Raw genomic sequence first — 23,665 nt, 5'->3', positions numbered from 1 at the left:
CAGGGAAGGCAACCACGCCGACGACAAGGTCGTCCGGACCCTCGACGGCCTGAAGGAGGACCGCTTCGACGGCCCGAACGAGGTGCAGAAGGCCGTCTTCAACCAGTGAGCCGTCTTCAACCAGTGAGCCGTCTTCAACCAGTGAGCCGTCTTCAACCAGTGAGGAGACCGCCTCAGTCGGCCGACGGCGCCCAGCCCGCCGCCACCACGCGAGACGCGTCCGCCGGGCGCGCCTCGTCGAACAGGACGCCGTCGGCCGCCTCCACCCGCAGCCCGTCCACGTAGGCCCCGCGGCCGACGTACAGCCGGTCCGTCGCGTACCGCCAGCGCACGGCCAGCCCCCGCGCGGCGGGCAGCTCGGCGGTCAGCCGGTGCCAGACGCGGCCGGACCAGCCGGTGACCGAGCCCGACGGGTGCTGCCGGGGCTCCTCGCCCCGGCGGGACGTCGTGAAGGGCACCGGCCGCCAGGACGTACCGCCGTCGGTCGTGGCCTCCAGGACCAGCACGTCGGCCTTCGGCTCGGTGTCCCACCACAGCGCGCAGCGCAGCCGCGCCCCGCCGGACGACGTGTCGAGCGCGGGCAGGGCCAGCGTCGCCGTGGCGGAGACCGCCATCCCGGAGAACCAGGCCGTGCGTCCCCGCGCCGGCCGGACCGGCACGGCGCGCGCCAGGTTGTTCGCGGCGGCCACCCGGGGAGCGGAACCGGAACGCCAGCTCCGCACCGGGTGGACGGAGTTGCCGAGGACGACGAGGAACGAGTCGGTCGTCGGGTCGAGCACCAGCGAGGTGCCCGTGAAGCCGGTGTGCCCGGCACTGCGCGGCGTGGCCATCGCGCCCATGTACCAGTGCTGGTAGAGCTCGAAACCGAGCCCGTGCTCGTCCCCGGGGAACGCCGTGTTGAAGTCGGTGAACATCAGCTCCACCGACTCCCGTTCCAGGATCCGGGCCCGCCCGTAGACACCCCCGTTGAGCAGCGTGCGGGCGAGGACCGCGAGGTCCCACGCGTCGGAGAACACGCCCGCGTGGCCCGCCACGCCGCCCAGGCTGAAGGCGTTCTCGTCGTGCACCTCGCCCCACACCAGTCCGCGGTCCAGCCCGGACCACGGCTTGCGCGCGTCCTCGGTGGCCGCGATCTTCGGCCGCCAGGAGGCCGGCGGGTTGTAGCGGGTGCGGCGCAGACCCAGCGGGGCCGTGATCTCCTCGCGCAGGAGGGTGTCCAGGGAGCGGCCCGTGATCCGTTCCAGCACGAGCTGCAGGGAGATGAGGTTGAGGTCCGAGTACAGGTACGCCGTGCCCGGGGCGCTCACCGGCGCCTCGTCCCAGATGCGCCGGAGCTTCTCCTCGTGGGTGGGCGCGCTGTACAGCGGGATCCAGGCGCGGAAGCCCGAGGTGTGCGTGAGCAGCTGACGGATCGTGATGTCCTGCTTGCCTGCACGGCCGAAGTCGGGCAGGTACGAGGCGACCTTCGCCTCCAGCTCCAGCTTCCCCCGCTCCATCTGCTGCACGGCGAGGAGCGCAGTGAACAGTTTCGACACCGACGCCAGGTCGAACACGGTGTCCTCGGCCATCGGGATCTGCTCGCCGGGCGGGAACTCGATCCCGGTGTCGGTCTTCTCGTCGTAGGCCCGGTAGCGCACCGCCATGCCGATGGGCCGGTGCAGCGCGACCGTGCCGCCGCGTCCGGCGAGCAGGACGGCGCCCGCGTACCAGGGGTGCGCGGGGGAGGGGCCGAGGAACGCCTCGGCGTCGGTGACCAGGCGGCGCAGGTGGGAGGGGAGCAGCCCGGCCCGGGCGGCGGTGCCGTGCCGCAGGGTGGGGCGCCGTCCGGTGGCCGCCGGGGCGGCCTCGGCGGGTCCCGCCGGCAGCGGGGCGAGGGCGAGCGCCCCGCCCAGGGCGAGGCCCGACCGGCCCAGTTGACGTCGCGTCAGTCCACCGCTCGCCGCTCTGTCGGTCACCGCGTACCCCTTCGCCTCAACCGCCCCGCACGTCCCCGGAAGTATGTCCGTCGCACGCGTCCGTGAACCGGGCCGGAAAATCTGACGGAGCATCAGAAAACCTCTTCCGTCCTCCGGAGGACTCCGGCATCCTGCGCCCATGCAGACGGAGCTGAGCAAGCAACTGGGAGTCGAGCACGCCGTCTTCGGCTTCACGCCGTTCCCCGCCGTCGCCGCGGCCATCAGCCGGGCCGGCGGCTTCGGGGTGCTCGGCGCGGTCCGCTACACCGCCCCCGACGACCTCAAACGCGACCTCGACTGGATCGAGGCGCACGCCGAGGGCAGGCCGTACGGCCTGGACGTCGTCATGCCCGCCAAGAAGGTGGAGGGCGTCACCGAGGCCGACGTCGAAGCCATGATCCCCGAGGGGCACCGGCGGTTCGTCGAGGACACCCTCGCCAAGTACGGCGTGCCCGGACTCCCCGAGGGCGAGGCGTCCGGGTGGCGCATCACCGGGTGGATGGAACAGGTCGCCCGCAGCCAGCTCGACGTCGCCTTCGACTACCCGATCAAACTGCTCGCCAACGCGCTCGGCTCCCCGCCCGCCGACGTCATCGCCCGGGCCCACGAACAGGACGTCCTCGTGGCGGCCCTCGCGGGCAGTGCCCGGCACGCCCGCAAACACCAGGACGCCGGGATCGACATCGTCGTGGCACAGGGCTACGAGGCGGGCGGCCACACCGGCGAGATCGCGTCCATGGTGCTCACACCCGAAGTCGTCGACGCCGTCGCCCCACTGCCCGTCCTGGCCGCCGGCGGCATCGGCAGCGGACCGCAGGTGGCTGCCGCACTCGCCCTCGGCGCTCAGGGTGTGTGGCTGGGCTCCATATGGCTGACCACCACAGAAGCGGACCTCCACTCACCCGCCCTGACCCGCAAGCTCCTCGCGGCCGGCTCCGGCGACACCGTGCGCTCCCGCGCCCTGACCGGCAAGCCCGCGCGTCAACTGCGCACCGAGTGGACCGACGCCTGGGACGACCGGGACGGACCCGGTCCGCTGCCCATGCCGCTGCAGGGACTGCTGGTCGCCGAGGCCGTCTCCCGCATCCAGAAGTACGAGGTGGAACCACTGCTCGGCACGCCGGTCGGGCAGATCGTCGGGCGGATGAACAGCGAACGCAGCGTCCGGGCCGTCTTCGACGACCTCACCCGCGGCTTCGAGGAGGCCGTGGACCGCGTCAACCGCATCGCCGGAAGGAGCGGCCGGTGAACAGCAGCGTCCCGCCGGGCTTCTGGGCCCAGGCAGCACGAGACCCCGGCCGCCGCGTGCTCGTCGCACCCGACGGCGAGGAATGGACCGCCGGACGCCTGCACGCCGCCGCCAACCGGCTCGTGCACGGCCTGCGCGCGGCCGGGCTGGCACGCGGCGACACCTTCGCGGTCGTCCTGCCCAACGGCGTCGAGTTCCTCACCGCGTACCTCGCCGCCAGCCAGGCCGGGCTCTACCTCGTGCCCGTCAACCACCACCTCGTCGGGCCGGAGATCGCCTGGATCGTCGCCGACTCCGGCGCCAAGGTCCTCCTCGCCCACGAGCGCTACGGCGACGCGGCCCGCCACGCCGCCGACGAGGCCGGCCTCCCCGGGACCCACCGGTACGCCGTCGGCACGGTCGAGGGCTTCCGCCCCTACGCCGAACTCCTCGACGGCCGACCCGAGTCGCCGCCCGCCGACCGCACCCTCGGCTGGGTCATGAACTACACCTCGGGCACCACCGGCCGCCCCCGCGGCATCCGCCGCCCCCTGCCCGGCAAACCCCCGGAGGAGGCGTACCTCGGCGGCTTCCTCGGCATCTTCGGCATCCGGCCGTTCGACGACAACGTGCACCTGGTGTGCTCGCCGCTCTACCACACGGCCGTCCTCCAGTTCGCCGGCGCGTCCCTGCACATCGGCCACCGGCTGGTCCTGATGGACAAGTGGACACCCGAGGAGATGCTCCGCCTCATCGACGCCCACCGCTGCACCCACACCCACATGGTCCCCACCCAGTTCCACCGCCTGCTGGCCCTGCCCGACGAGGTGAAGGACCGCTACGACGTCTCCTCCATGCGGCACGCCATCCACGGTGCCGCCCCCTGCCCCGACCACGTGAAGCGGGCCATGCTCGACTGGTGGGGCCCCTGCGTGGAGGAGTACTACGCGGCCAGCGAGGGCGGTGGCGCCTTCGCCACCGCCGAGGACTGGCTGAAGAAGCCCGGCACCGTCGGCAAGGCGTGGCCCATCAGCGAACTCGCCGTCTTCGACGACGACGGCAACCGGCTGCCGCCCGGCGAACTCGGCACCGTCTACATGAAGATGACCACCGGCGGCTTCTCCTACCACAAGGACGAGGCCAAGACCCGCAAGAACCGCATCGGCGACTTCTTCACCGTCGGCGACCTCGGCCACCTCGACGAGGACGGCTACCTCTTCCTGCGCGACCGCAAGATCGACCTGATCATCTCCGGCGGCGTGAACATCTACCCGGCCGAGATCGAGTCGGCCCTGCTCGCCCACCCCGCCGTCGCGGACGCCGCCGTCTTCGGCATCCCGCACGACGACTGGGGCGAGGAGGTCAAGGCCGTCGTCGAACCGGCCCCCGGCCACCGGCCCGGACCCGCCCTCGCGGCCGACCTGCTCGACCACTGCGCCCACCGGCTCGCCGGGTACAAGCGGCCCCGCAGCGTCGACTTCATCGCCGAGATGCCCCGCGACCCGAACGGCAAGCTGTACAAGCGGCGGCTGCGCGAGCCGTACTGGGAGGGCCGGACCCGACCGGTGTGAGGCGACGCGGCGGCTTAGGTATCGCGGGCGGGGGCCGGCGTCATCCTTTGGTCGGCCCCCGCTCGCCCTCCGGCCGATGTCCGGCCGGGCCCCGCCTCCCTAGCGTCGAACCATGACCAACGCGACCACAGAGGGACCGCTGAAGCGGGGGGCCGTACAGCCCGGCGAGCGGGCCCTCGCGCCCGACCTCGCGCGCGGGATCATGCTGCTGGGCATCGTGCTGTCCAACACCGCCTTCCACCTGTTGGCGGCCCGGCGCGGACCGTCCGGGTGGCAGCCCGTGGACGGCTCCTGGCTCGACCACGCCGTGCAGTTCACCATGATCATGGTGCTGGACCTGCGGATCTACCCGCTCTTCGCGTTCCTCTTCGGCTACGGCATGATGCAGCTCTACCTCCGGCAGACCGCCGCCGGCACCGACGGGCGCGACGCCGCGAGGATCCTGCGCCGGCGCAGCCTCTGGCTGATCGTCATCGGCCTGACGCACGCCGCCCTGCTCATGTCGGGCGACATCATCGGCTTCTACGGAGTCCTGAGCCTCATCCTCGGCCTGGCCTTCCTGCGGCGCGGTGAACGGGCCCTGACGTGGGGGATCCGGATCGGCATCGCTCTGATCCTGCTCGTCTCGGCCGGACCCGTCGTCGCGGCGCTGCTCCGGGGCGAGCTGGGCACGTTCGGCGACGCCGGCGCCGAACCGGGCTTCAAGGCGTACGCGCCGGACGAGGAGAACTGGCTCACCGCCGCCGGCATCCGGCTCCGCACGGGCCTGTTCATCACCTTCGCCGCCGCCCCGCTGACCCTCGTCGGCGGCGGATACGTCCTCTTCCTGCTGGGGTTCAAGGCCGCGCGGCACCGCGTCCTGGAGGAACCCGGCCGACACCGCACCCTGCTGCGGCTGACCGCCGTGCTCGGCATCGCCACCGGCTGGCTCGGTGCGCTGCCCGCCGCACTCGCCCACACCGGCGTCCTGCGCGTGCCGGACGACATGCAGAGCGAGTCCGGAGCGCTCACCGTCCTGCGCGACGTGACCGGCAACGCCGCCGGCCTCGGCTACGTGGCCGCCATCACCCTCTTCGCACAGTGGTGGACCACCCGCAGGCCCCGGCGCGGCGCGACGGCAGTGGCGGCGGTGACCGCCGTCGGCAAACGGTCCCTGTCCTGCTACCTCGCCCACTCGCTGCTCTTCGCCCCGGTGCTGGCCGCCTGGGGACTCGGCCTCGGCGCGCACCTGGGCAGCGCCACCATGGCGCTCTTCGCCCTGGCCGTCTGGCTGGTCACGGTCGCGGGAGCGTACGCCCTGGAGCGGGCCGGCCGCCGAGGCCCGGCCGAAGTGCTGCTGCGGCGGCTGATGTACGGCTCCCGCCGGGCGTGAACGGGGTGCCGCCCCCGCAGGAGCGGCACCCCTCACCCGGTCAGCGGCGCTCGTGCACCCGCACGACCCTCAGCTCCGGCGAGGACCGGATGTCCTTCTCGCAGAAGCGCGAGGTCACCCACTTCTCAGCGGAGAACAGCCGGGTCTGGTCGGCGAGGTGCGGCGAGTTCGGGTTCGACGACTGCGAGTACGCGAGCAGGGTGCGGGCCACGGGGCAGCGACCGCCGTCCCAGCCCACCGCCTGCAAGTGGCTCGCCCCGAACGGCACCTCGGTGTAGCCGCCCCCGGCCGCGTCCCACGTCGGCTCCAGCACGTTCCACACGCCGAGCCGTCCCGAACCGCCCGGCACCGGCAGACGCTTCCCGCCGCGGACGACGAACTGGTGCGCGCCGAGCGGCGCGTCGAGCGCGATCCCCGCGGCGCGCAGCTCCTTCACCGCGTCGGCCAGGGCGGCGGCGAAACCGGGATCGTCCGTGTTCAGCGTGTTCGGGGTGCGCACCGGGTCGGCCGCCGAGAACGGCACCTTCCACAACCGGTCCTGCGGCACCGCCTGTTCGAGCTTCCGCCAGAACCGGTCGAAGAGCAGCGCTCCCCGGCTGCCGGTGTCCATGGTGCGGTCCCACGCCTCGAGCACCCCACAGGCCGCCGACACGTCGACGGCCGTGCCGTCACCGCCCGTCGCGGTCCCGCCGGGCAGCGCGGCGCACGCCCGTGCGACGTCCGCCGCGGCGAGGTCACCCGCGGGAACCCGGTTGGCGAACTGCTGCCGTTGCAGGTCCCGTACGGTCAGACCGCCCCGCTCCGCCATCGCGGCCGCGTCCTCGATGCCGCCCCGGGTGCGCAGGGCGAGCGTGGTACCGACCGTGCCGAAGACCCGCTCGTACCCGGTGATCGGCCGGTCGGCGTTGGTCATCCACGCGGTGCCGTTGGAGTTCTCGACGTACGGGGCGTCCCGCAGCGTCGGCATCCTGGCCGGGCCGAGGATCCCCGGCTGGACCGCGCCCGGGTCGCTGCCCAGGGCACAGTCGCCGCGCGAGCCGTCGAGGATCGCGATCCCGGACGCCGGATAGGTGGTCCTGCCGAGCTCGGTCGAGCAGCGCTCCGCCAGCTCGTCGGTGATGCGGGGGAGCACCTGCGCCTGGGTGAAGAGGGAGTGCCCCGCGCGGTCGGCGGCCAGCGTGTTCACCCACGGGATGCCCTGATGCCGTGCGAGGGAGGCGCGGACCTCGTCCGTGCTGCGCGCCTTGCCGAAGCCGAGCGAGGTGTCGGCGAAGCGGAGGTTCGCGGCGTTCGGGTCGTGCAGGGCGTACGCGGTCGTGGTGGTCCAGGGCAGCGGCACCTGGGGGTTGAGGGAGGTGACGACGGGTCCGTAACGGGTCCACCACTGGGTGCGGGTCACCGGCGCGCCGTCCTTCACCGCGACCGTCACGGTCCGCTGCGTCATGCGTTCCGGCCTGCCGTCCACGAGGTAGGCCGTGGGATCGGCCGGATCCAGCGTCAGCCGGTGGAAGTTGGCCGGTATGCCGGTCGAGACGGTGTGGCTCCAGGCCACATGTGCGTTGAAGCCGATGGCGATCGCCGGAGTGCCCAGCAGCGAGCCGCCGGAGACGTTGAGCTCGCCGGGGATCGTCTGCTGCGACTGCCAGAACCGCCGTCCGCCCTGCCACGGGTAGTGCGGGTTGCCGAGCAGCAGGCCGCGGCCGTTCGCCGTCGTGTCGCCGCGGAAGGCGACCGCGTTGGAGCCCATGCCGGGATCGCCCCACAGCTCGTCCGCCGCCTTCGCCACGGCCTCGGCGTCCGGCGTGCGCGCGGACCGGGGGGAGGGGGTGGCCGGGTCGGCCGGGGTGGAGGGGGCGGACGCGGTGGCCGGAGCGGGGGAGGCCCCGGCCGGTCCGGCCGGTGGCCGCGCGGCGGTGATCGTCTCGACGAAGCGCCCCTCACCGGAGATCGAGGCGATGGCGAGGCCGCGGGCCGCGACGTCGAGCTCGGTGACCGGCCGGACCCAGGCCGCGCCCGCGCAGCCGGGATCCGTGATCTCCCGCTGCTTCAGCCAGGCGTTGTAACCGGCCGCCCAGCCGCGCATCATGTCCCGCACCTCACGGCTCGGCCCCCGGGGAGCGGGCTCGGCGAGCAGCTTCTCCACCGTGCCGCTCTGGCGGACCCCGCGGAAGTACAGGTCGCTGGCGAGGTTCGTGCGGGCCGCCGAGAGTTCGCCGCCGGCGGCCGCTTCGGCCCCGAAGTGCCGCGACCGCTCGCCCCGCAGGGTCACGAACCCCTCGGCGAGCGTGCAGACCTCGTCGGCGGCCTGCGCCCAGCCCGTGCCGAAGCCCAGGTCGGAGTAGTCCCCGGCGAGGATGTGCGGGATGCCGTACTCGGTGTAGCGGATGACGGCGGACAGGCCGTCGCCGGACGTGTGCCGTTCCTCCCGTCCCCGGTCCGGGGCGGCGGCCGCGGGTAACGCGGACGCGGCGGTGAACAGGGCCGTGGCCCCGAGAACGAGTCGTCTCCAGCGGGTGCGCATCGTGCCTCCCGGCTTCGTCGAGCGGAGGGGGTGGCCGAGCGCGCGGATCGGTCACCCGGCTGTCAGTTCCATGACATGTGACGCGCGTGACAGCGGCGAGGTTGATCGCGGGGCGACTTGACCTCCCCCCGGCGCCCACCGAGGATCGACTCCCATGACGACGCCCGGACACGGCAGCACGGTCGACGGAGTCCTGCGGCGCAGCGCCCGGCGCACCCCGGCGCGCGTCGCGGTGGAGTACGGCGAACGCACCTGGACGTACGACGAGCTCGACAGCGCCGTCTCGCGCGCGGCGAGCGTCCTCCTCGCCCAGGGACTGGCCCCGGGCGACCGGGTCGGCGCCTACGGCCACAACTCCGACGCCTACCTCATCGCCTTCCTCGCCTGCGCCCGGGCGGGCCTGGTCCACGTACCGGTCAACCAGCACCTGACCGGCGACGACCTCGCCTACATCGTCGGCCAGTCGGGCAGCTCGCTCGTCCTCAGCGACCCGGACCTCGCCTCCCGACTCCCGGACGGTGTACGGACCTTGCCCCTGCGCGACGCCGACGACTCGCTGCTCGCGCGGCTGGCCGAGGCACCCGCCCACGACGGCCCCGAGCCGCGCGGCGAGGACCTCGTGCAACTCCTCTACACCTCCGGGACGACGGCCCTGCCCAAGGGCGCGATGATGACGCACCGGGCCCTGGTGCACGCGTACCTGAGCGCGATCACCGCCCTCGACCTCAGTGCGGGCGACCGCCCCGCGCACGCGCTGCCGCTGTACCACTCGGCCCAGATGCACGTCTTCCTGCTGCCGGGCCTCGCCGTCGGCGCGACCAACCTCATCCTCGACGCACCCGACGGCGACCGGCTCCTCGACCTGATCGAGTCGGGCCGCGTGGACAGCCTGTTCGCCCCGCCCACCGTCTGGATCGCCCTGTCCCGGCGCCCCGACTTCGCCACCCGCGACCTGGGCGGTCTGCGCAAGGCCTACTACGGGGCGTCGATCATGCCGGTCCCCGTACTCGAACGGCTCAAGGAGCGCCTGCCGGACCTGGCCTTCTACAACTGCTTCGGCCAGAGCGAGATCGGCCCCCTGGCCATGGTGCTCGCCCCCGACGAACACAAGGGCCGCATGGACTCCTGCGGCCGTCCCGTCCTGTTCGTCGACGCGCGCGTGGTCGACGAGAACGGCGACGACGTCCCCGACGGCACCCCCGGCGAGATCGTCTACCGCTCCCCGCAACTGTGCGAGGGCTACTGGGACAAGCCCGAGGAGACCGCCGAGGCCTTCCGCGACGGCTGGTTCCGCTCCGGCGACCTCGCCGTACGCGACGCCCACGGCTACTACACGATCGTCGACCGCGTGAAGGACGTCATCAACTCCGGCGGCGTCCTGGTCGCCTCCCGCCAGGTCGAGGACGCCCTGTACACCCACCCCGGGGTCGCCGAGGCGGCGGTCGTCGGCCTGCCCGACGAACGCTGGATCGAGGCGGTCACGGCCGTCGTCGTCCCCCGCGGAGAGGTCACCGAGGCGGAACTCGTCGCCCACGTCCGCGAGCGGCTCGCGCCCTTCAAGGCACCGAAGAGGGTGGTGTTCGTGGCGGAACTGCCGCGGAACGCCAGCGGGAAGATCCTGAAGCGACAGCTGAGGAGAGACCTCGCCTGAACGGCACGTGCGCGGACGCGCGGCACCCGCCCGCCGCCCCCGGAACCCCGTTGCGCCCGGCCCCCGCGTGACATGAAGATCTACGGCATGCCCGACTTCAGTGCCCCGGACGGAACCCGGCTCGCCTACCACCTGCGCGGTTCCGGTGAGCCGCTCGTCGTGCTTCCGGGCGGGCCCATGCGGGCCTCCGGCTACCTCGGGAACCTGGGCGGGCTCGACGCGCACCGGCGGTTGGTGCTCCTGGACCTGCGCGGCACCGGGCAGTCCGCGGTGCCGGCCGATCCGGCGACATACCGCTGCGACCGTCTGGTGGACGACGTCGAGGCGCTGCGGATCCACCTGGGCCTGGAGCGGATGGACCTGCTGGCGCACTCGGCGGGCGGGAGCCTCGCCATGCTGTACGCGGCCCGGTACCCGCAGCGGCTGTCCCGGCTGGCGCTCATCACGGCCACCCCGTGGGCGCTGGGGCTGCCGGCGACGGCGGAGCAGCGGCTCGCGGCGGCACGGCTGAGGGCGTCGGAGCCCTGGTTCCCCCAGGCGTTCCCGGCGTTCGAGGCCTGGCTGTCCGGCACCGGTGACTTCGACCCGGTGTTCGTCCCGTTCTTCCACGGCCGTTGGGACGACACCGCTCAGGCCCACGCCGACCGGGAGGAGGACGAGACGAACGACGACGCGGCGGAGGTCTACGGCGCGGACGGCGCCTACGACCCGGCCGCGACGCGGGCCGCCCTCGCCCGCGTCACGACCCCCGTGCTCGTCCTGGCCGGGGAAGTCGACGGCGGCCCCTGCCCGGCGCTCGCCCGCCGGACCGTCCAGGTCTTCCCGAGGGCCGAGCTCGCGGTGCAGCCGGGTGCGGGGCACTATCCGTGGCTGGACGACGCCGACTGGTTCACGCGACGCGTGACCGCCTTCTTCTGCGGACAGGGCCCGGGCCGGCACGAGTGACGGCCTCTGCCGTGGGCGAAGCGAGCGGCGCCCGCCATGGCCGCCGCACTACCGTTCCCCGCATGGACACCCCACCGCGGACCGTACGCGCGAACGGCATCACACTGGCCTACCGGGTCTGGGGACCGCAGGACGCACCGCCCCTCCTGCTCCTCCACGCCCGCGGCGCCGACGGTGCCGACTGGACGGAGACCGCCCCGGCACTGGCCGCCGGGCCACGCCGGGTGTACGCCGTCGACCTGCGCGGGCACGGCCGCAGCGACTGGCCCGGCGACTACGCCTACGAGAGCATGCGCGACGACGTCCTCGCCTTCCTCGGCGCGCTCGGCATCCGCAGCACCGACGTCGTGGGCCACTCGCTCGGGGGCGCCGTCGCGTACCTGCTCGCCCAGCACAGTCCGGGGCTGGTACGACGGCTCGTCCTGGAGGACGTGCCCGCGCCCGTCCCGCTGGACCCGCCGCGGCCGCCCGCCGAACGCCCCGACGGGGACCTGCCGTACGACTGGGCGATGATCCTCGCCACCGACGAACAGCGCAACGCCCCACACCCCGTGTGGTGGGACCACATGGGCCGGATCACCATGCCCACGCTGCTGATCGGCGGTGGCCCGACCAGCCTGATCCCCCAGGAGCAGATCGCCGCCCTCGCCGGGCTGCTGCCCGACGCGCGGCACGTCACCATCGACGCGGGACACCTCGTGCACGAGACCCGGCCGAAGGAGTTCCTGGCGGCCGTGGAGGACTTCCTCGGCGCCGGTTCCTGAACCGGCCGCGGGGCCCGGTCCGCCGCGCCCGGTGCGATCGTGATCTGCGCACGGCAACCGTAAAATGAACAAGGTGGTCATTCCCGGCGCCTCGGTGGGAGGTGGTGCGTGATGACACAGGACGGCGAGCTGAGAGTGCGTCTCCGGCGCACCCTGGACGGACTGTGCCCGGTCGTGTTCCGCGAGCTGACCGAACCTCGCGAACTCGCCCGCTGGTGGGGCCCGGACGGGTTCACCGTCCCGAGTGTGGAGAGCGACCTCCGCCCGGGCGGCGCCTACCGGATCGCGATGCAGCCCCCGGAAGGCGAACTGTTCCACCTGGTGGGCGAGTTCATCGAGGTGGCGCCCCCCGAACGCCTGTCGTACACCTTCCGCTGGGAGGACCCCGACCCCGAGGACCGGGAGACGGTGGTGACGCTGTCCCTCCACGACATCGACACCACGCGCTCCGAACTGGACCTCGACCAGGGCGTCTTCGCCACGGAGCGGCGGCGTGCCCTGCACGAGGAGGGGTGGAGTCAGGGCCTCGGCAAGCTCGGGGAACTCCTCGCCTCGCGGATGGACTGACGCCGGCTCAGCCCTGCGGACCGTACGCCGTCATGAAGCGGTCGCGGAACTTGTCCATGCCCCACCGGGGCGCGTCCGGCGCGGGCTTGAGACCGTCCGTCCAGCCCCAGTCGGCGACCCGGTCCAGGACCTTCTCGTCCCGGGCGACGATCGTGACCGGCACGTCCTTGCCGGTGTCGCCCGCGGTGACCGTCGGCACCGGCTGGTGGTCACCGAGGAAGACGAGCACCGTGTCCTCGTCGCCGTAGCGCTCGACCCACTCGGTGAGGCTGCGGATCGAGTACTCGACGGCCTTGCGGTACTCGGTGCGGACCTTCTCCGGGTCCTTCCACACCTCCGTGGGGTTGGTGCCCTCCTTCTTGATCCGGTGGAACACCGAGCCGTCGCCGAGGTCCTCCCAGTCGATCATCCGCGCGATGGGGGACCAGGGGTTGTGGCTGGAGGCCAGGATGATCTCCGCCATGATCGGCTCACGGTCCTTCCTGCCGTGCTCCAGACGCTGGAACGCCTCCATGCTGAACTGGTCGGGCACCGGCGTCCAGCTGAAGTACGGGCCGTGGTAGCCGAGGTGCTCGGAGTCGTAGATGTGGTCCAGGCCGAAGAACTTCCCCTCCGGCCAGGCCCGGCGCACACCCGGCACGATGCCGACGGTCCGCCAGGCACCGGTCTTCCCGAAGTACTTGGTCAGCGTCATGCGGTCGCTCGTGGTGAGGCTGCGGTACCGCTGCTGGTTCTTGATCCACAGGCCGGACAGGAACGTCGAGTGGGCGAGCCAGCTGCCCGCGCCCGTCACCGGCGACTGCAGCCAGCCGCTGCGCGACTCGAACCCGGCCGCCTTCAGCGAGTTCGTCCCCTCCTTGAGCACCGCGTCCATCCGCGGCGCCATCGCCGGGTCGTCGATCGCCACCCGGCCGTAGCTCTCGATGAAGGTGAACAGGACGTCCTTGCCGCGCAGGCCCGTCAGCAACTGGTCCGGAGGCGTCTTCGCGAAGGCGTCCACGGCCGCCTGCTTCTCGAAGACCCGGGCGTCCCTCAGTCCCGCGCGCACCTGCTCCACCCGGTTGCCGAGGAACTCGGCGTTGCCCTTCGTGGCGATCGGCACGCCGCCGATCTGCACGCCCAGGGTCATGCAGGTGATCCACGTCGTACCGAGGATCAGCGTCGTACGGGCCGCGACGGGGCGGTGACCGACCATCAGGTTCGTCAGCCGCACCACCGCGAGCGTCGTGAGCACGAGCAGCGCGATGAACAGGGCGATCACGCCGATCACGGCCAGCACTTGGCCGGTTCGGCCGAACGTCTCCCTCAGGAAGTCCGTGGCGTGCTCGATGAGGATCCAGTCGAGGACCAGGTCGAAGGGCCGGGCCAGGATCTGGTAGAAGCCCATGTCGACGAATTTCAGGATGGTGGTCAGCCCGAGGAACACGCCCGTGACGACCGCCATGATCCGCCGGGGCCTCGGCGGCAGCGCGAGCAGCAGGCCCGCGAGGAGCACGCCCTCGGCCGGGATGCGGACGAACGAGGCGAACTCGACCCGCTCGATGCGGTTCGGCACGAGCAGCGCGAACAGCACGAGCACACCGGCCAGCACGGTCGTCCCGATCGAGACGCCGCGTGCGGTGCGGGGATGGCGCCGCCGCCAGCCGAACCAGCCGGGCCTCGGCACGCCCGATGGGGCGTCTGGAGCGGTGTCCGGAGTGACGTCCGGAGCGGGGTCCGCGGCGGCTTCGCCCGCGGCGCCGGTGTCGCCGCCTTCTCGACGCGCGGCGGTGACGCCGTCCGGGCCGGACGCGCTGCCATCGACATCGCCGCCGCGGGCGCCATCGCCGTCGCCGGCAGCGTCGCCTGACGGGGCTGCTTCCGTCCCGCCGTCCGTGCCGGCGGCGTCGCCTGACGGGGCTGCTTCCGTCCCGCCGTCCGTGCCGGCGGCGTCGCCTGACGGGGCTGCTTCCGTCCCGCCGTCCGTGCTGGCAGCGTCGCCTGACGGGGCTGCTTCCGTCCCGCCGTCCGTGCTGGCAGCGTCGCCTGACGGGGCTGCTTCCGTCCCGCCGTCCGTGCCGGCGGCGTCGCCTGACGGGGCTGCTTCCGTCCCGCCGTCCGTGCCGGCGGCGTCGCCTGACGGGGCTGCTTCCGTCCCGCCGTCCGTGCCGGCAGCGTCGCCTGACGGGGCTGCTTCCGTCCCACCGTCCGCGCCGACGTCATCGCCTGACGCGGCCGCTTCCTTCCCGCCGTCCGGATCCTCCGTATCCGATTCCCCGCCCGGTGCCACCGCCCCCGTGTCGTCAGCCGGTTCCGCCCCGCCCTCGGTCGTGTCCGACTGCTGGTGGGAGCGAGTGAAGAGCGACACCCGGGGGTCCTTCCGTGCGGTCTTGCGATGGCATGGCAAACACAGCCCAGTGACCGAGCCTGCCACCACCAGTACGTCCGTACGTCACCCAGGGTTCAATCGACGGGCCGGAGATTCACCCGTCCGCCGCCACCGCCACCTCGCGCGCCCACCGGTAGTCCGCCTTGCCGCTCGGCGACCGCTGGATGGCGTCCTTGATCACCAGCTGCCGCGGGATCTTGTAGCCGGCCAGCCGGTCACGGCAGTGCGTCCGGAGGTCCTCCAGCGACAGGCGCGCCGCACCCTCGCGCAGTTGCACCACGGCCGCCACATGGTGTCCCCACCGAGGGTCCGGCACCCCGGCCACCAGCGCGTCGTAGACGTCCGGGTGGGACTTGAGCGCCTGCTCGACCTCCTCCGGGTACACCTTCTCGCCGCCGGTGTTGATGCACTGCGAGCCACGGCCCAGGACGGTCACCACACCCTCCGCGTCGACGGTGGCCATGTCGCCGAGCAGCACCCACCGCTCGCCGTCCTTCTCGAAGAAGGTCGCGGCGGTCTTGGTCGGATCGTTGTAGTAGCCGAGCGGCACATGTCCGCACTGGGCGACCCGGCCCACCTCGCCCACGTCCACCGGCTCGTGCGTGGCGGGATCCACCACCTGCGTGCGGGCGTTCACGCGGACCCGGAAGCCCCGCTCCGGGCCCGAGTCCTCGGTCGCCGTCCCGTTGAACCCGGACTCCGAGGAGCCGAAGTTGTTCAGCACCATGGCGTTCGGCACCAGCTCCTGGAACTGCCGGCGGACCGTGTCCGACATGATCGCGCCGGACGACGACACGCTGAACAGCGAGGAACGGTCGATGTGCCGCAGCGGGCCGCGCAACGCGTCGACCAGCGGCCGCAGCATCGCGTCGCCCACCAGCGAGATGCTGCTGACCTTCTCCTTCTCCACGGTCCGCAGCACCTCCTCGGGCACGAACTTGCGGTGGATCACCACCCGCTGCCCGAAGTTGAAGCCGATGAACGCCGTGAGCGTGGAGGTGCCGTGCATCAGCGGAGCCGTGGGGAAGAAAGTGATCCCCGCACCGCCCGCCGCGACCCGCTCGGCCAGCTCCTCCGGTTTCTTCACCGGCTCACCGGTCGGCGCGCCCCCGCCGAGACCGGCGAAGAACAGGTCCTCCTGCCGCCACATCACACCCTTGGGCATCCCGGTCGTACCGCCGGTGTAGATGATGAACTGGTCATCGCCGGACCGCGCCGGGAAGCCCCGCTCAGGGGACCCGGTGGCCTCCACATGGGCGAACTCCACACAGGGCACCGCGGCCGCTTCCGGCGCCGACGCCCCGACCCGGATCAGATGCCGCAGCTTCCCTGCACGGGGCCGCGCCGCCGCCACCCGGTCGGTGAACTCCGCGTCGAAGACCAGCGCCACCAGATCCGCGTCCCGGTAGAGGTACACCAACTCCTCTTCCACATAGCGGTAGTTGACGTTGACCGGGACGATCCGCGCCTTCAGGCAGCCCAGCACCGTCTGGAGGTACTCCACGCCGTTGTAGAGGTGGAGGCCCACGTGCTCACCGGGCCGTATCCCGCTGTCGAGCAGATGGTGGCCGACGCGGTTGGCCGCCGCGTCCAGCTCCGCGTACGTCAGCCGGCGCTCCGCGCCCGTACCGGGATGGTCGACGTGGACGAGCGCCTCACGGCCGGGAACGACGTCGACGACCGACTCGAACAGGTCGGCAAGGTTGTACTCCACCGCTCCTCCTGACCCCGGGACGTGCCTGGCATCGGACGGTTCGCCGGTCATCAGAGCAAAGGCCGCTCCAACTGTGAAGGGCCCGCGCCAGAAAATCTGACTGTCTGTCAGAAAACCCTTGAAGTGCCTCACCGCCTACTGCAACCTGTTCTCGTTCCAGGAGAGGGGAGTTCGCCATGGGCGGGACGGAACACCTCACCGTGCAGCGCGAAGGCGCCACACTGGTGCTCACGCTCAACAGGCCGGAGGCGAGGAACGCGCTCTCGCTGCCGATGCTCGTCGGCCTCTACGACGGCTGGCTGGAAGCCGACGCGGACGACTCGGTCCGCTCGATCGTCTTCACCGGCGCGGGCGGCTCGTTCTGCTCGGGCATGGACCTCAAGGCGCTCGCCGGGAACGGCATGGCGGGCGAGGAGTACCGGGACCGGCTCAAGGCCGACCCCGACCTGCACTGGAAGGCGATGCTGCGCCACCACCGCCCGCGCAAGCCGGTGATCGCCGCCGTCGAGGGGTACTGCGTCGCGGGCGGCACCGAGATGCTCCAGGGCACCGACATCCGCGTCGCCGGCGAGTCCGCGACCTTCGGCCTGTTCGAGGTGCGGCGCGGCCTGTTCCCCATCGGCGGCTCCACGGTCCGCCTGCCCCGCCAGATCCCGCGCACCCACGCCCTGGAAATGCTGCTCACCGGCCGCCCCTACAGCGCCCGCGAGGCCGCCGCCATCGGCCTGATCGGCCACGTCGTCCCCGACGGCACCGCGCTCGACCGGGCCCTGGAGATCGCCGAACGGATCAACGCCTGCGGCCCGCTGGCCGTCGAGGCCGTCAAGGCCTCCGTCTACGAGACCGCCGAGATGACCGAGTCCGACGGCCTCGCGGCCGAACTGACGCGCGGCTGGCCCGTCTTCGACACCGCCGACGCCAAGGAGGGCGCCCGCGCCTTCGCGGAGAAGCGACCGCCCGTCTACAAACGCGCCTGACCGAAGGAGCCCCGCTCCATGCCCGAAGTCCTCAAAGCCCCCCTCGTCGTCGAGTTCCCCTTCACCCGCTCCCTCGGCCCCGTCCAGAGCGCCTTCCTGACCGGCCTGCGCGAACGCGTCGTCCTCGGCGTGCGCACCGGCGACGGCCGCGTCCTCGTCCCGCCCGTCGAGTACGACCCCGTCACCGCCGAGGAGATCCGCGACCTGGTCGAGGTCGCCCCCACCGGCACCGTCACCACCTGGGCCTGGAACCACGCCCCCCGCCGCGGCCAGCCCCTCACCACGCCCTTCGCCTGGGTCCTGGTCCGCCTCGACGGCGCCGACACCGCCCTCCTGCACGCCCTCGACGCCCCCGGCCCCGACGCCGTGCGCACCGGCATGCGCGTCCGCGTCCGCTGGGCGGCGGAACGCACCGGCGCCATCACGGACATCGCCTGCTTCGAGCCGTACGACGGCGCCCCGGGCCGACCGGCCGGGCACACCGGCGTGTTCGAGGACCCGGTCACCGGCATCGTCGCCGCCGCCCGCCTCGACTACACCTACTCACCCGGCCGCGCCCAGACCGCCTACATCAACGCCCTCTCCGGCCGCCGGACCGTCGGCGAGCGCTGCCCGGCCTGCCGCAAGGTGTACGTCCCGCCGAGGGGTGCGTGCCCCACATGTGGGGTCGCCACATCCGAGCAGGTCGAGGTCGGGCCGCGCGGCACCGTCACCACGTTCTGCATCGTCAACATCAAGGCGAAGAACCTCGACATCGAGGTGCCGTACGTCTACGCCCACATCGCCCTCGACGGCGCCGACCTCGCGCTGCACGGCCGGATCGGCGGCATCCCGTACGACGAGGTCCGCATGGGGCTGCGCGTCGAACCCGTGTGGACCGAGGGCGCCCGCTACCCCGACCACTACCGGCCCACGGGCGAGCCCGACGCGGACTACGACACCTACAAGGAGCTGCTGTGACGAGCGCACCGAGGGGCCGCGAGATCGCCGTCGTCGCCTTCGCCCAGACCGACCACCGACGCGCCGACGACGAGCTCTCCGAGGTGGAGATGCTCATGCCGGTGCTGCACGAGGTCCTCGACCGGACCGGCCTGAAGACCGCCGACATCGACTTCACGTGCTCCGGCTCCAGCGACTACCTCGCCGGCCGCGCCTTCTCCTTCACCCTCGCCCTCGACGGCGTCGGAGCCTGGCCTCCGATCTCCGAGTCGCACGTCGAGATGGACGGCGCCTGGGCCCTGTACGAGGCCTGGACCAAACTCCTGACCGGCGACGCCGACACCGCCCTCGTCTACGCGTACGGCAAGTCCTCGCCCGGCCCGGTCCGCGACGTCCTCACCCGCCAGCTCGACCCCTACTACGTGGCGCCCCTGTGGCCCGACTCCGTGGCCCTCGCCGCCCTCCAGGCGCAGGCCCTCATCGACGCGGGCGACAGCGACGAACCGGCGCTCGCCGCCGTCGCCACCCGCAACCGGGAGAACGCGGCCGCCAACCCCCACGCCCAGCTGCGAGGCGCCGTGCCGCAGGGCGACCACCTCGTGCGGCCCCTGCGCACCGGCGACTGCCCGCCCATCGGCGACGGGGCCGCCGCCGTGATCCTCGCGGCGGGCGACCGGGCCCGGGAGCTGTGCGCGCGCCCCGCCTGGATCCGCGGCATCGACCACCGCACGGAAGCCCACGGCCTCGGCGTGCGCGACCTGACCGACTCGCCCTCCACCCGGCTGGCCGCCGAACGGGCCGGCGCCTTCGAACAGCCCGTCGACACCGCCGAGCTGCACGCGCCCTTCACCGCCCAGGAGATCGTCCTGCGCAAGGCCCTCCGCCTCGGCGACGACGTGACCGTCAACCCCTCCGGCGGCGCCCTCGCCGCCAACCCGATCATGGCCGCCGGCCTCATCCGCCTCGGAGAGGCCGCCGCCCGCATCCACCGCGGCGTGTCCGACCGCGCCCTCGCCCACGCCACGTCCGGCCCCTGCCTCCAGCAGAACCTGGTCGCCGTCCTCGAAGGGGAGCCCCGATGAGCAAGGAGCCCGTGGCCGTCGTCGGCATCGGCCAGACCAAGCACGTCGCGGCCCGCCGGGACGTCTCGATCGCGGGACTGGTCCGCGAAGCGGCCCGCCGGGCCCTGGACGACGCCGCGCTGACGTGGGCCGACATCGACGCCGTCGTGATCGGCAAGGCGCCCGACTTCTTCGAGGGCGTCATGATGCCCGAGCTCTACCTCGCCGACGCCCTCGGCGCCGTCGGCAAACCCATGCTCCGCGTGCACACCGCCGGCTCGGTCGGCGGATCCACCGCGCTCGTCGCCGCGAACCTCGTCGCCGCCCGCGTCCACGGCACCGTCCTCACCCTCGCCTTCGAGAAGCAGTCCGAGTCGAACGCCATGTGGGGCCTGTCCCTGCCCATCCCCTTCCAGCAGCCCCTGCTCGCCGGGGCCGGCGGGTTCTTCGCCCCGCACATCCGCGCCTACATGCGACGCAGCGGCGCACCCGAGACGATCGGCGCCCTCGTCGCCTACAAGGACCGCCGCAACGCCCTGAAGAACCCCTACGCCCACCTGCACGAGCACGACATCACCCTGGAGAAGGTGATGGCCTCGCCCATGCTGTGGGACCCCGTCCGCTACTCCGAGACCTGCCCCTCCTCCGACGGCGCCTGCGCCATGATCCTCACCGACCGGGCCGGAGCCGCCCGGGCACCGCGCCCGCCCGCCTGGATGCTCGGCGGCGCCATGCGCAGCGAACCGACCCTCTTCGCCGGCAAGGACTTCGTCTCCCCGCAGGCCGGGCGGGACTGCGCGGCCGACGTCTACCGGCAGGCCGGGATCACCGACCCCCGCCGCGAGATCGACGGCGCCGAGATCTACGTGCCGTTCTCCTGGTACGAACCCATGTGGCTGGAGAACCTCGGCTTCGCCGACGAGGGCGAGGGCTGGAAACTCACCGAGGCGGGCGTCACCGAACTGGACGGGGACCTGCCCGTCAACATGTCGGGCGGTGTCCTGTCCACCAACCCCATCGGCGCCTCCGGCATGATCCGCTTCGCCGAGGCGGCGCTCCAGGTGCGCGGCCAGGCCGGAGAACACCAGGTGGAGGGCGCCCACAGGGTCCTGGGGCACGCCTACGGCGGTGGATCGCAGTTCTTCTCCATGTGGCTCGTGGGAGACCGGCCCCCGGACTCGTGAAAGGTCCCCCTCACGTGCCCTGTTGGCCATGGGACGCGATCGCTAGGCTGGCCGCGGACGACGCAATCGGGAGGAGCACGGACGTGGCCGAGACCACCACCCAGCAGCGCCCGCTCATGGGCTGGGACAAGCCGGACCTGGACCTCACCAACGCACAGTGGCAGTCCAGCAGCCGAGGCCTGGGGGATGTGCAGATCGCCTTCGTGGAAGGCTTCATCGCCATGCGGAACAGTGGCCGCCCCGAGAGCCCTTCCCTGATCTTCACGCCCGCCGAGTGGGGCGCGTTCGTCTCGGGAGCGCGGGAAGGGGAGTTCGACCTCACCTGAGACGTTGCGGGGCGGCCGTGATCCGACGGCCGATCCGACGGCCGATCCGGGGGTGTTCCGCCCGCATTCGGGGACACGCGAACCGAGGCACCGCCCCGGGACCGCCACTTGAGCCAGGCTGGCCCCGGGGAGACAACGGTCGTGTCCCGGAGGTGAGGACCCATGAGCACCCTGCCGGTCGTCGTGGCGGTCGATGGTTCGGACGGCAGCCTGCGTGCCCTGGAGTGGGCCGTCGACGCCGCTCGTCGGCGCTCGGCGCCCCTGCGCGTCGCGCACGTCCGCCAGTACGCCCACTGGGCACAGCCCGAGTTCCTCGCCGCCGGGCCGACCGACCCGCAGGACGACCCCGTCCTCGACCGGGTCCGGGCCCATCTGGCAGGCCGCGCCGGGCTGCCGGCCACCGAGTACGTCGGCCTGGAGGGCGCGACCTCCGCGTTGCTGCCCGAACTGGGTGCCACCGCCCAGCTGCTGGTCCTCGGCTCCCGGGGCCGCGGCGGCTTCGCCGGCCTGCTGCTCGGTTCGAACAGCATGACCGCCGCCCGCGACGCCGAGTGCCCCGTCGTCGTGGTGCCCCCGCCCGGACGCGAGGTGTACGGCGAGGCACCGGCCGGTCCCGGCCCGCGGGTCGTCGTCGGCCTCAAGGTCGACGGGCCCGACGAGGCCACCCTCGAGTTCGCCTTCGCCGAGGCCGCCCGGCGCGGCGCCCGGCTCCAGGCGATCGCCGCCTACCCCTGGCCCGCGCAGCCCTGGATGCTGCCCGGGGAACTGGCGCCGCCGATCGTCGACCAGGACGTGATCGAGGACGAGGCCCGGGTCCTCGCCGAGGGCTTCCTCGCCCCGCACCGCGAACGGCACCCCGACGTCCCGACCGAGCCGGTCCCGGCTCCGGGCGACGCGGCCGGCCACCTCGTGGCGGCCTCCCCGGGCGCCGACCTCGTCGTCGTGGGCCGCCACCGGCGGCACCTGCTGGCACCCGCCCGCATGATGGGCTCGGTCACCCACGCCGTCCTGCTGCACTCGGCCGCCCCCGTCGCGGTGGTCCCACCCGCGCCGCCGGAGGACTGACCTCGCGGTCATGGATACCGGTCGGGGTCATGGATACCGATCGGGTCATGGATACCAGTCGGGTAATGGATACCGATCGGGTAATGGATACCGGTCGGCCTATCATTAGCCGCATGCGGGAACCGATCAGCAGGGACGCCCGGCTCGCCCTGGACCTGGCCCTCACCATCCGGCACGACGGGAGCGGCGGCGTCACCGACGACCTGACCGACCCGGCCGGCCTGACCGCCTGGGTCCGGGCCCACCCCGAGATCCTGCCCGACACCGGCCGTTTCACCGCCGGCGCCGCGCAGCTCGCCGCCGTCCGCGAACTGCGGGCCGCCGTCCGCGCGCTCTTCGCCCGGGCCGTGCGCCCCGGCGAACCGAGCCCCGCCGACGCGGCCCGCCTGCTGCCCGTGCCGGAAGCCGTACGCCTCCTGAACGAGGCGGCCGCCCGCACCCCCACCGTGCCCGTCCTGCACTGGCCCGACGAGGCCGCCCCCGTCGTGCACCGGCGGCCCGTCCGCCCCGACGACGAACTCACCTCGTCCCTCGCGCACGCGGTGATCGCGTTCCTCGCGAGCCCCGAACGCGAGCGGCTGCGGGCCTGCCACGCACCACGCTGCGTGCGGTACTTCCTCAAGGAGCACGCACGCCAGGAGTGGTGCAAGCCGTCCTGCGGCAACCGCGCCCGGGTGGCCCGCCACCACCAGCGCCACAAGGCGACGGCCTAGGGCCGGCACGGCCCGAGTGGCCCGGCCCCCGGCGGCGGCGCGGGCCGCGATCCGGTCCGACTCGGTGCGCCGCCCGCCCGGCACTTCGCAGGCCGGGGCACGTACCATGGGCGACATGTCGTTCCTCCGCCGCCGCAGCGCCACTCCCGCCGGGCCCGACTTCGACGTACTGGCCATGGACCCGGGCGACTGGCCCGGCAACCTCGGTGCGGGACTGCTGCCCGCGCCCGACGGCACCTGCCAGGGCGTCTTCCTGCGCTACGACCTGTTCGGCGGTCGCGGCCCCGCGATGATCATCGGCAATCTGCCGGAGGGCTCCCCGGCCCGCGACGTCCCCGAGGGCGAGGTGCCCTTCGAGGTGGCCCAGCTGCTCCTGGCGCTGGAGAACGACGAGGAGGTCACCGTCGTCGGCACCGAGGACGTCCCCGTCATGCAGGGCGACAACCTCCTGATCGTGCGGCGCGTCAAGCTCTCCGAGGGCCGCATCTCCTGCGTCCAGTTCGACCGCAGCGACAACGTCCTGGTGACCATCGCCGCCTGGGACCGCCCCATCACGGACGACCTGTACGCGCTCCTCAAGCCCCTGCCCGCGGAGCTCTTCCAGCAGGGCTGAACCGGGCGGGCCGCCCGCACACACGAAAGGGCCGCTGTCCGCCTCACCACGCCGGCCCCCGCCGCGTCGTGCCCCCCCGCGAGGGGCCCCCCCCCCGCGCCCGCCGCGCCCGGGCCACTGGGGGTGGGCGT

At 73.0% G+C, this 23,665-nt stretch carries 20 protein-coding genes; 16 read left to right on the top strand and 4 right to left on the bottom strand.

The window, feature by feature from the left end; translation table 11 throughout:
- Positions 1-173: 173 nt before the first annotated feature.
- Positions 174-1,955, bottom strand: coding sequence for a serine hydrolase domain-containing protein (locus ABZ948_RS05855; protein WP_359757603.1), 1,782 nt, complete (start codon positions 1,953-1,955; stop codon positions 174-176).
- A 139-nt stretch (positions 1,956-2,094) separates the two neighbouring features.
- Between ABZ948_RS05855 and ABZ948_RS05850 the strand changes: the two genes are divergently transcribed.
- The 3 genes from ABZ948_RS05850 to ABZ948_RS05840 all read left to right on the top strand — a co-directional run bounded on the left by ABZ948_RS05850 (position 2,095) and on the right by ABZ948_RS05840 (position 6,126).
- The gene (locus ABZ948_RS05850; protein ID WP_359757601.1) at positions 2,095-3,204 is read left to right on the top strand and encodes an NAD(P)H-dependent flavin oxidoreductase; all 1,110 of its coding nucleotides are present in this window, start codon (positions 2,095-2,097) and stop codon (positions 3,202-3,204) included.
- Positions 3,201-4,754 carry an acyl-CoA synthetase gene (locus ABZ948_RS05845; protein ID WP_359757599.1) on the top strand — a complete coding sequence of 518 codons (1,554 nt, stop codon included), beginning with the start codon at positions 3,201-3,203 and terminating at the stop codon, positions 4,752-4,754. The genes ABZ948_RS05850 and ABZ948_RS05845 overlap by 4 nt, the downstream gene beginning before the upstream one ends.
- 112 nt (positions 4,755-4,866) lie before the next feature.
- A complete protein-coding gene (locus ABZ948_RS05840) occupies positions 4,867-6,126 on the top strand; it encodes a DUF418 domain-containing protein (protein WP_359757597.1) in 1,260 nt (419 codons plus the stop codon).
- Positions 6,127-6,166: 40 nt separating this feature from the next.
- Here the strand turns inward: ABZ948_RS05840 and ABZ948_RS05835 are convergent, their stop codons facing one another.
- Positions 6,167-8,647 carry a penicillin acylase family protein gene (locus ABZ948_RS05835; protein ID WP_359757595.1) on the bottom strand — a complete coding sequence of 827 codons (2,481 nt, stop codon included), beginning with the start codon at positions 8,645-8,647 and terminating at the stop codon, positions 6,167-6,169.
- 154 nt (positions 8,648-8,801) lie between these two features.
- Here ABZ948_RS05835 and ABZ948_RS05830 point away from each other — a divergent pair, with 154 nt between their 5' ends.
- From ABZ948_RS05830 to ABZ948_RS05815, 4 genes are all read left to right on the top strand, one after another.
- On the top strand, positions 8,802-10,298 hold the full coding sequence (locus tag ABZ948_RS05830) for an acyl-CoA synthetase (protein ID WP_359757593.1): 1,497 nt from the start codon (positions 8,802-8,804) through the stop codon (positions 10,296-10,298).
- Between the two features lie 87 nt (positions 10,299-10,385).
- Positions 10,386-11,243 carry an alpha/beta fold hydrolase gene (locus ABZ948_RS05825; protein WP_359757591.1) on the top strand — a complete coding sequence of 286 codons (858 nt, stop codon included), beginning with the start codon at positions 10,386-10,388 and terminating at the stop codon, positions 11,241-11,243.
- A 62-nt stretch (positions 11,244-11,305) separates the two neighbouring features.
- The gene (locus ABZ948_RS05820; protein WP_359757589.1) at positions 11,306-12,007 is read left to right on the top strand and encodes an alpha/beta fold hydrolase; all 702 of its coding nucleotides are present in this window, start codon (positions 11,306-11,308) and stop codon (positions 12,005-12,007) included.
- Between the two features lie 111 nt (positions 12,008-12,118).
- Positions 12,119-12,574, top strand: a complete 456-nt coding sequence (locus tag ABZ948_RS05815; protein ID WP_359757587.1) for an SRPBCC family protein — start codon at positions 12,119-12,121, stop codon at positions 12,572-12,574.
- A gap of 7 nt (positions 12,575-12,581) precedes the next feature.
- On the opposite strand, the gene ABZ948_RS05810 is transcribed toward ABZ948_RS05815, so the two are convergent.
- On the bottom strand, positions 12,582-14,240 hold the full coding sequence (locus tag ABZ948_RS05810; RefSeq protein WP_435857462.1) for an alkaline phosphatase family protein: 1,659 nt from the start codon (positions 14,238-14,240) through the stop codon (positions 12,582-12,584).
- Here ABZ948_RS05810 and ABZ948_RS05805 point away from each other — a divergent pair.
- Positions 14,202-14,423 carry a hypothetical protein gene (locus tag ABZ948_RS05805; RefSeq protein ID WP_359757834.1) on the top strand — a complete coding sequence of 74 codons (222 nt, stop codon included), beginning with the start codon at positions 14,202-14,204 and terminating at the stop codon, positions 14,421-14,423. The genes ABZ948_RS05810 and ABZ948_RS05805 overlap by 39 nt on opposite strands.
- A 613-nt stretch (positions 14,424-15,036) precedes the next feature.
- Here ABZ948_RS05805 and ABZ948_RS05800 read toward each other — a convergent pair.
- Positions 15,037-16,656 carry an acyl-CoA synthetase gene (locus ABZ948_RS05800; protein ID WP_359757585.1) on the bottom strand — a complete coding sequence of 540 codons (1,620 nt, stop codon included), beginning with the start codon at positions 16,654-16,656 and terminating at the stop codon, positions 15,037-15,039.
- A gap of 176 nt (positions 16,657-16,832) precedes the next feature.
- Here ABZ948_RS05800 and ABZ948_RS05795 point away from each other — a divergent pair, with 176 nt between their 5' ends.
- The 8 genes from ABZ948_RS05795 (at position 16,833) to ABZ948_RS05760 (ending at position 23,534) form a co-directional block, all read left to right on the top strand.
- Positions 16,833-17,633: a crotonase/enoyl-CoA hydratase family protein gene (locus ABZ948_RS05795; protein WP_359757583.1), complete on the top strand. Its 801-nt coding sequence runs from the start codon at positions 16,833-16,835 to the stop codon at positions 17,631-17,633.
- A gap of 18 nt (positions 17,634-17,651) precedes the next feature.
- The gene (locus tag ABZ948_RS05790) at positions 17,652-18,593 is read left to right on the top strand and encodes a Zn-ribbon domain-containing OB-fold protein (protein ID WP_359757581.1); all 942 of its coding nucleotides are present in this window, start codon (positions 17,652-17,654) and stop codon (positions 18,591-18,593) included.
- Complete coding sequence (locus ABZ948_RS05785; RefSeq protein ID WP_359757579.1) at positions 18,590-19,654, top strand: thiolase family protein; 1,065 nt, start codon at positions 18,590-18,592, stop codon at positions 19,652-19,654. Before ABZ948_RS05790 ends, ABZ948_RS05785 begins: the two co-directional genes overlap by 4 nt.
- On the top strand, positions 19,651-20,817 hold the full coding sequence (locus ABZ948_RS05780; RefSeq protein ID WP_359757577.1) for a thiolase family protein: 1,167 nt from the start codon (positions 19,651-19,653) through the stop codon (positions 20,815-20,817). The genes ABZ948_RS05785 and ABZ948_RS05780 overlap by 4 nt, the downstream gene beginning before the upstream one ends.
- A gap of 83 nt (positions 20,818-20,900) precedes the next feature.
- The gene (locus ABZ948_RS05775; RefSeq protein ID WP_359757575.1) at positions 20,901-21,143 is read left to right on the top strand and encodes a DUF397 domain-containing protein; all 243 of its coding nucleotides are present in this window, start codon (positions 20,901-20,903) and stop codon (positions 21,141-21,143) included.
- A gap of 162 nt (positions 21,144-21,305) precedes the next feature.
- Complete coding sequence (locus ABZ948_RS05770; RefSeq protein ID WP_359757573.1) at positions 21,306-22,208, top strand: universal stress protein; 903 nt, start codon at positions 21,306-21,308, stop codon at positions 22,206-22,208.
- Between the two features lie 113 nt (positions 22,209-22,321).
- Positions 22,322-22,921 (top strand): CGNR zinc finger domain-containing protein, encoded by a 600-nt coding sequence (locus tag ABZ948_RS05765; protein WP_359757571.1) that lies wholly within the window; start codon positions 22,322-22,324, stop codon positions 22,919-22,921.
- 115 nt (positions 22,922-23,036) lie between these two features.
- A complete protein-coding gene (locus ABZ948_RS05760) occupies positions 23,037-23,534 on the top strand; it encodes a hypothetical protein (protein WP_351348072.1) in 498 nt (165 codons plus the stop codon).
- The last annotated feature ends 131 nt before the right edge of the window (positions 23,535-23,665 follow it).

Source organism: Streptomyces olindensis, from assembly GCF_040645895.1.
GTDB classification, from domain to species: domain Bacteria; phylum Actinomycetota; class Actinomycetes; order Streptomycetales; family Streptomycetaceae; genus Streptomyces; species Streptomyces olindensis.
This window is presented reverse-complemented; position numbering and strand designations above follow the sequence as displayed.

Bases quoted from the DNA above. Each gene is read 5' to 3' on its own strand.
- ABZ948_RS05805 (WP_359757834.1), top strand. From the start codon at position 14,202: ATGGCGCCGCCGCCAGCCGAACCAGCCGGGCCTCGGCACGCCCGATGG.
- ABZ948_RS05840 (WP_359757597.1), top strand. From the start codon at position 4,867: ATGACCAACGCGACCACAGAGGGACCGCTGAAGCGGGGGGCCGTACAG.
- ABZ948_RS05820 (WP_359757589.1), top strand. From the start codon at position 11,306: ATGGACACCCCACCGCGGACCGTACGCGCGAACGGCATCACACTGGCC.
- ABZ948_RS05835 (WP_359757595.1), bottom strand. From the start codon at position 8,647: ATGCGCACCCGCTGGAGACGACTCGTTCTCGGGGCCACGGCCCTGTTC.
- ABZ948_RS05780 (WP_359757577.1), top strand. From the start codon at position 19,651: ATGAGCAAGGAGCCCGTGGCCGTCGTCGGCATCGGCCAGACCAAGCAC.
- ABZ948_RS05760 (WP_351348072.1), top strand. From the start codon at position 23,037: ATGTCGTTCCTCCGCCGCCGCAGCGCCACTCCCGCCGGGCCCGACTTC.
- ABZ948_RS05795 (WP_359757583.1), top strand. From the start codon at position 16,833: ATGGGCGGGACGGAACACCTCACCGTGCAGCGCGAAGGCGCCACACTG.
- ABZ948_RS05790 (WP_359757581.1), top strand. From the start codon at position 17,652: ATGCCCGAAGTCCTCAAAGCCCCCCTCGTCGTCGAGTTCCCCTTCACC.
- ABZ948_RS05850 (WP_359757601.1), top strand. From the start codon at position 2,095: ATGCAGACGGAGCTGAGCAAGCAACTGGGAGTCGAGCACGCCGTCTTC.
- ABZ948_RS05830 (WP_359757593.1), top strand. From the start codon at position 8,802: ATGACGACGCCCGGACACGGCAGCACGGTCGACGGAGTCCTGCGGCGC.
- ABZ948_RS05770 (WP_359757573.1), top strand. From the start codon at position 21,306: ATGAGCACCCTGCCGGTCGTCGTGGCGGTCGATGGTTCGGACGGCAGC.
- ABZ948_RS05825 (WP_359757591.1), top strand. From the start codon at position 10,386: ATGCCCGACTTCAGTGCCCCGGACGGAACCCGGCTCGCCTACCACCTG.
- ABZ948_RS05765 (WP_359757571.1), top strand. From the start codon at position 22,322: ATGCGGGAACCGATCAGCAGGGACGCCCGGCTCGCCCTGGACCTGGCC.
- ABZ948_RS05815 (WP_359757587.1), top strand. From the start codon at position 12,119: ATGACACAGGACGGCGAGCTGAGAGTGCGTCTCCGGCGCACCCTGGAC.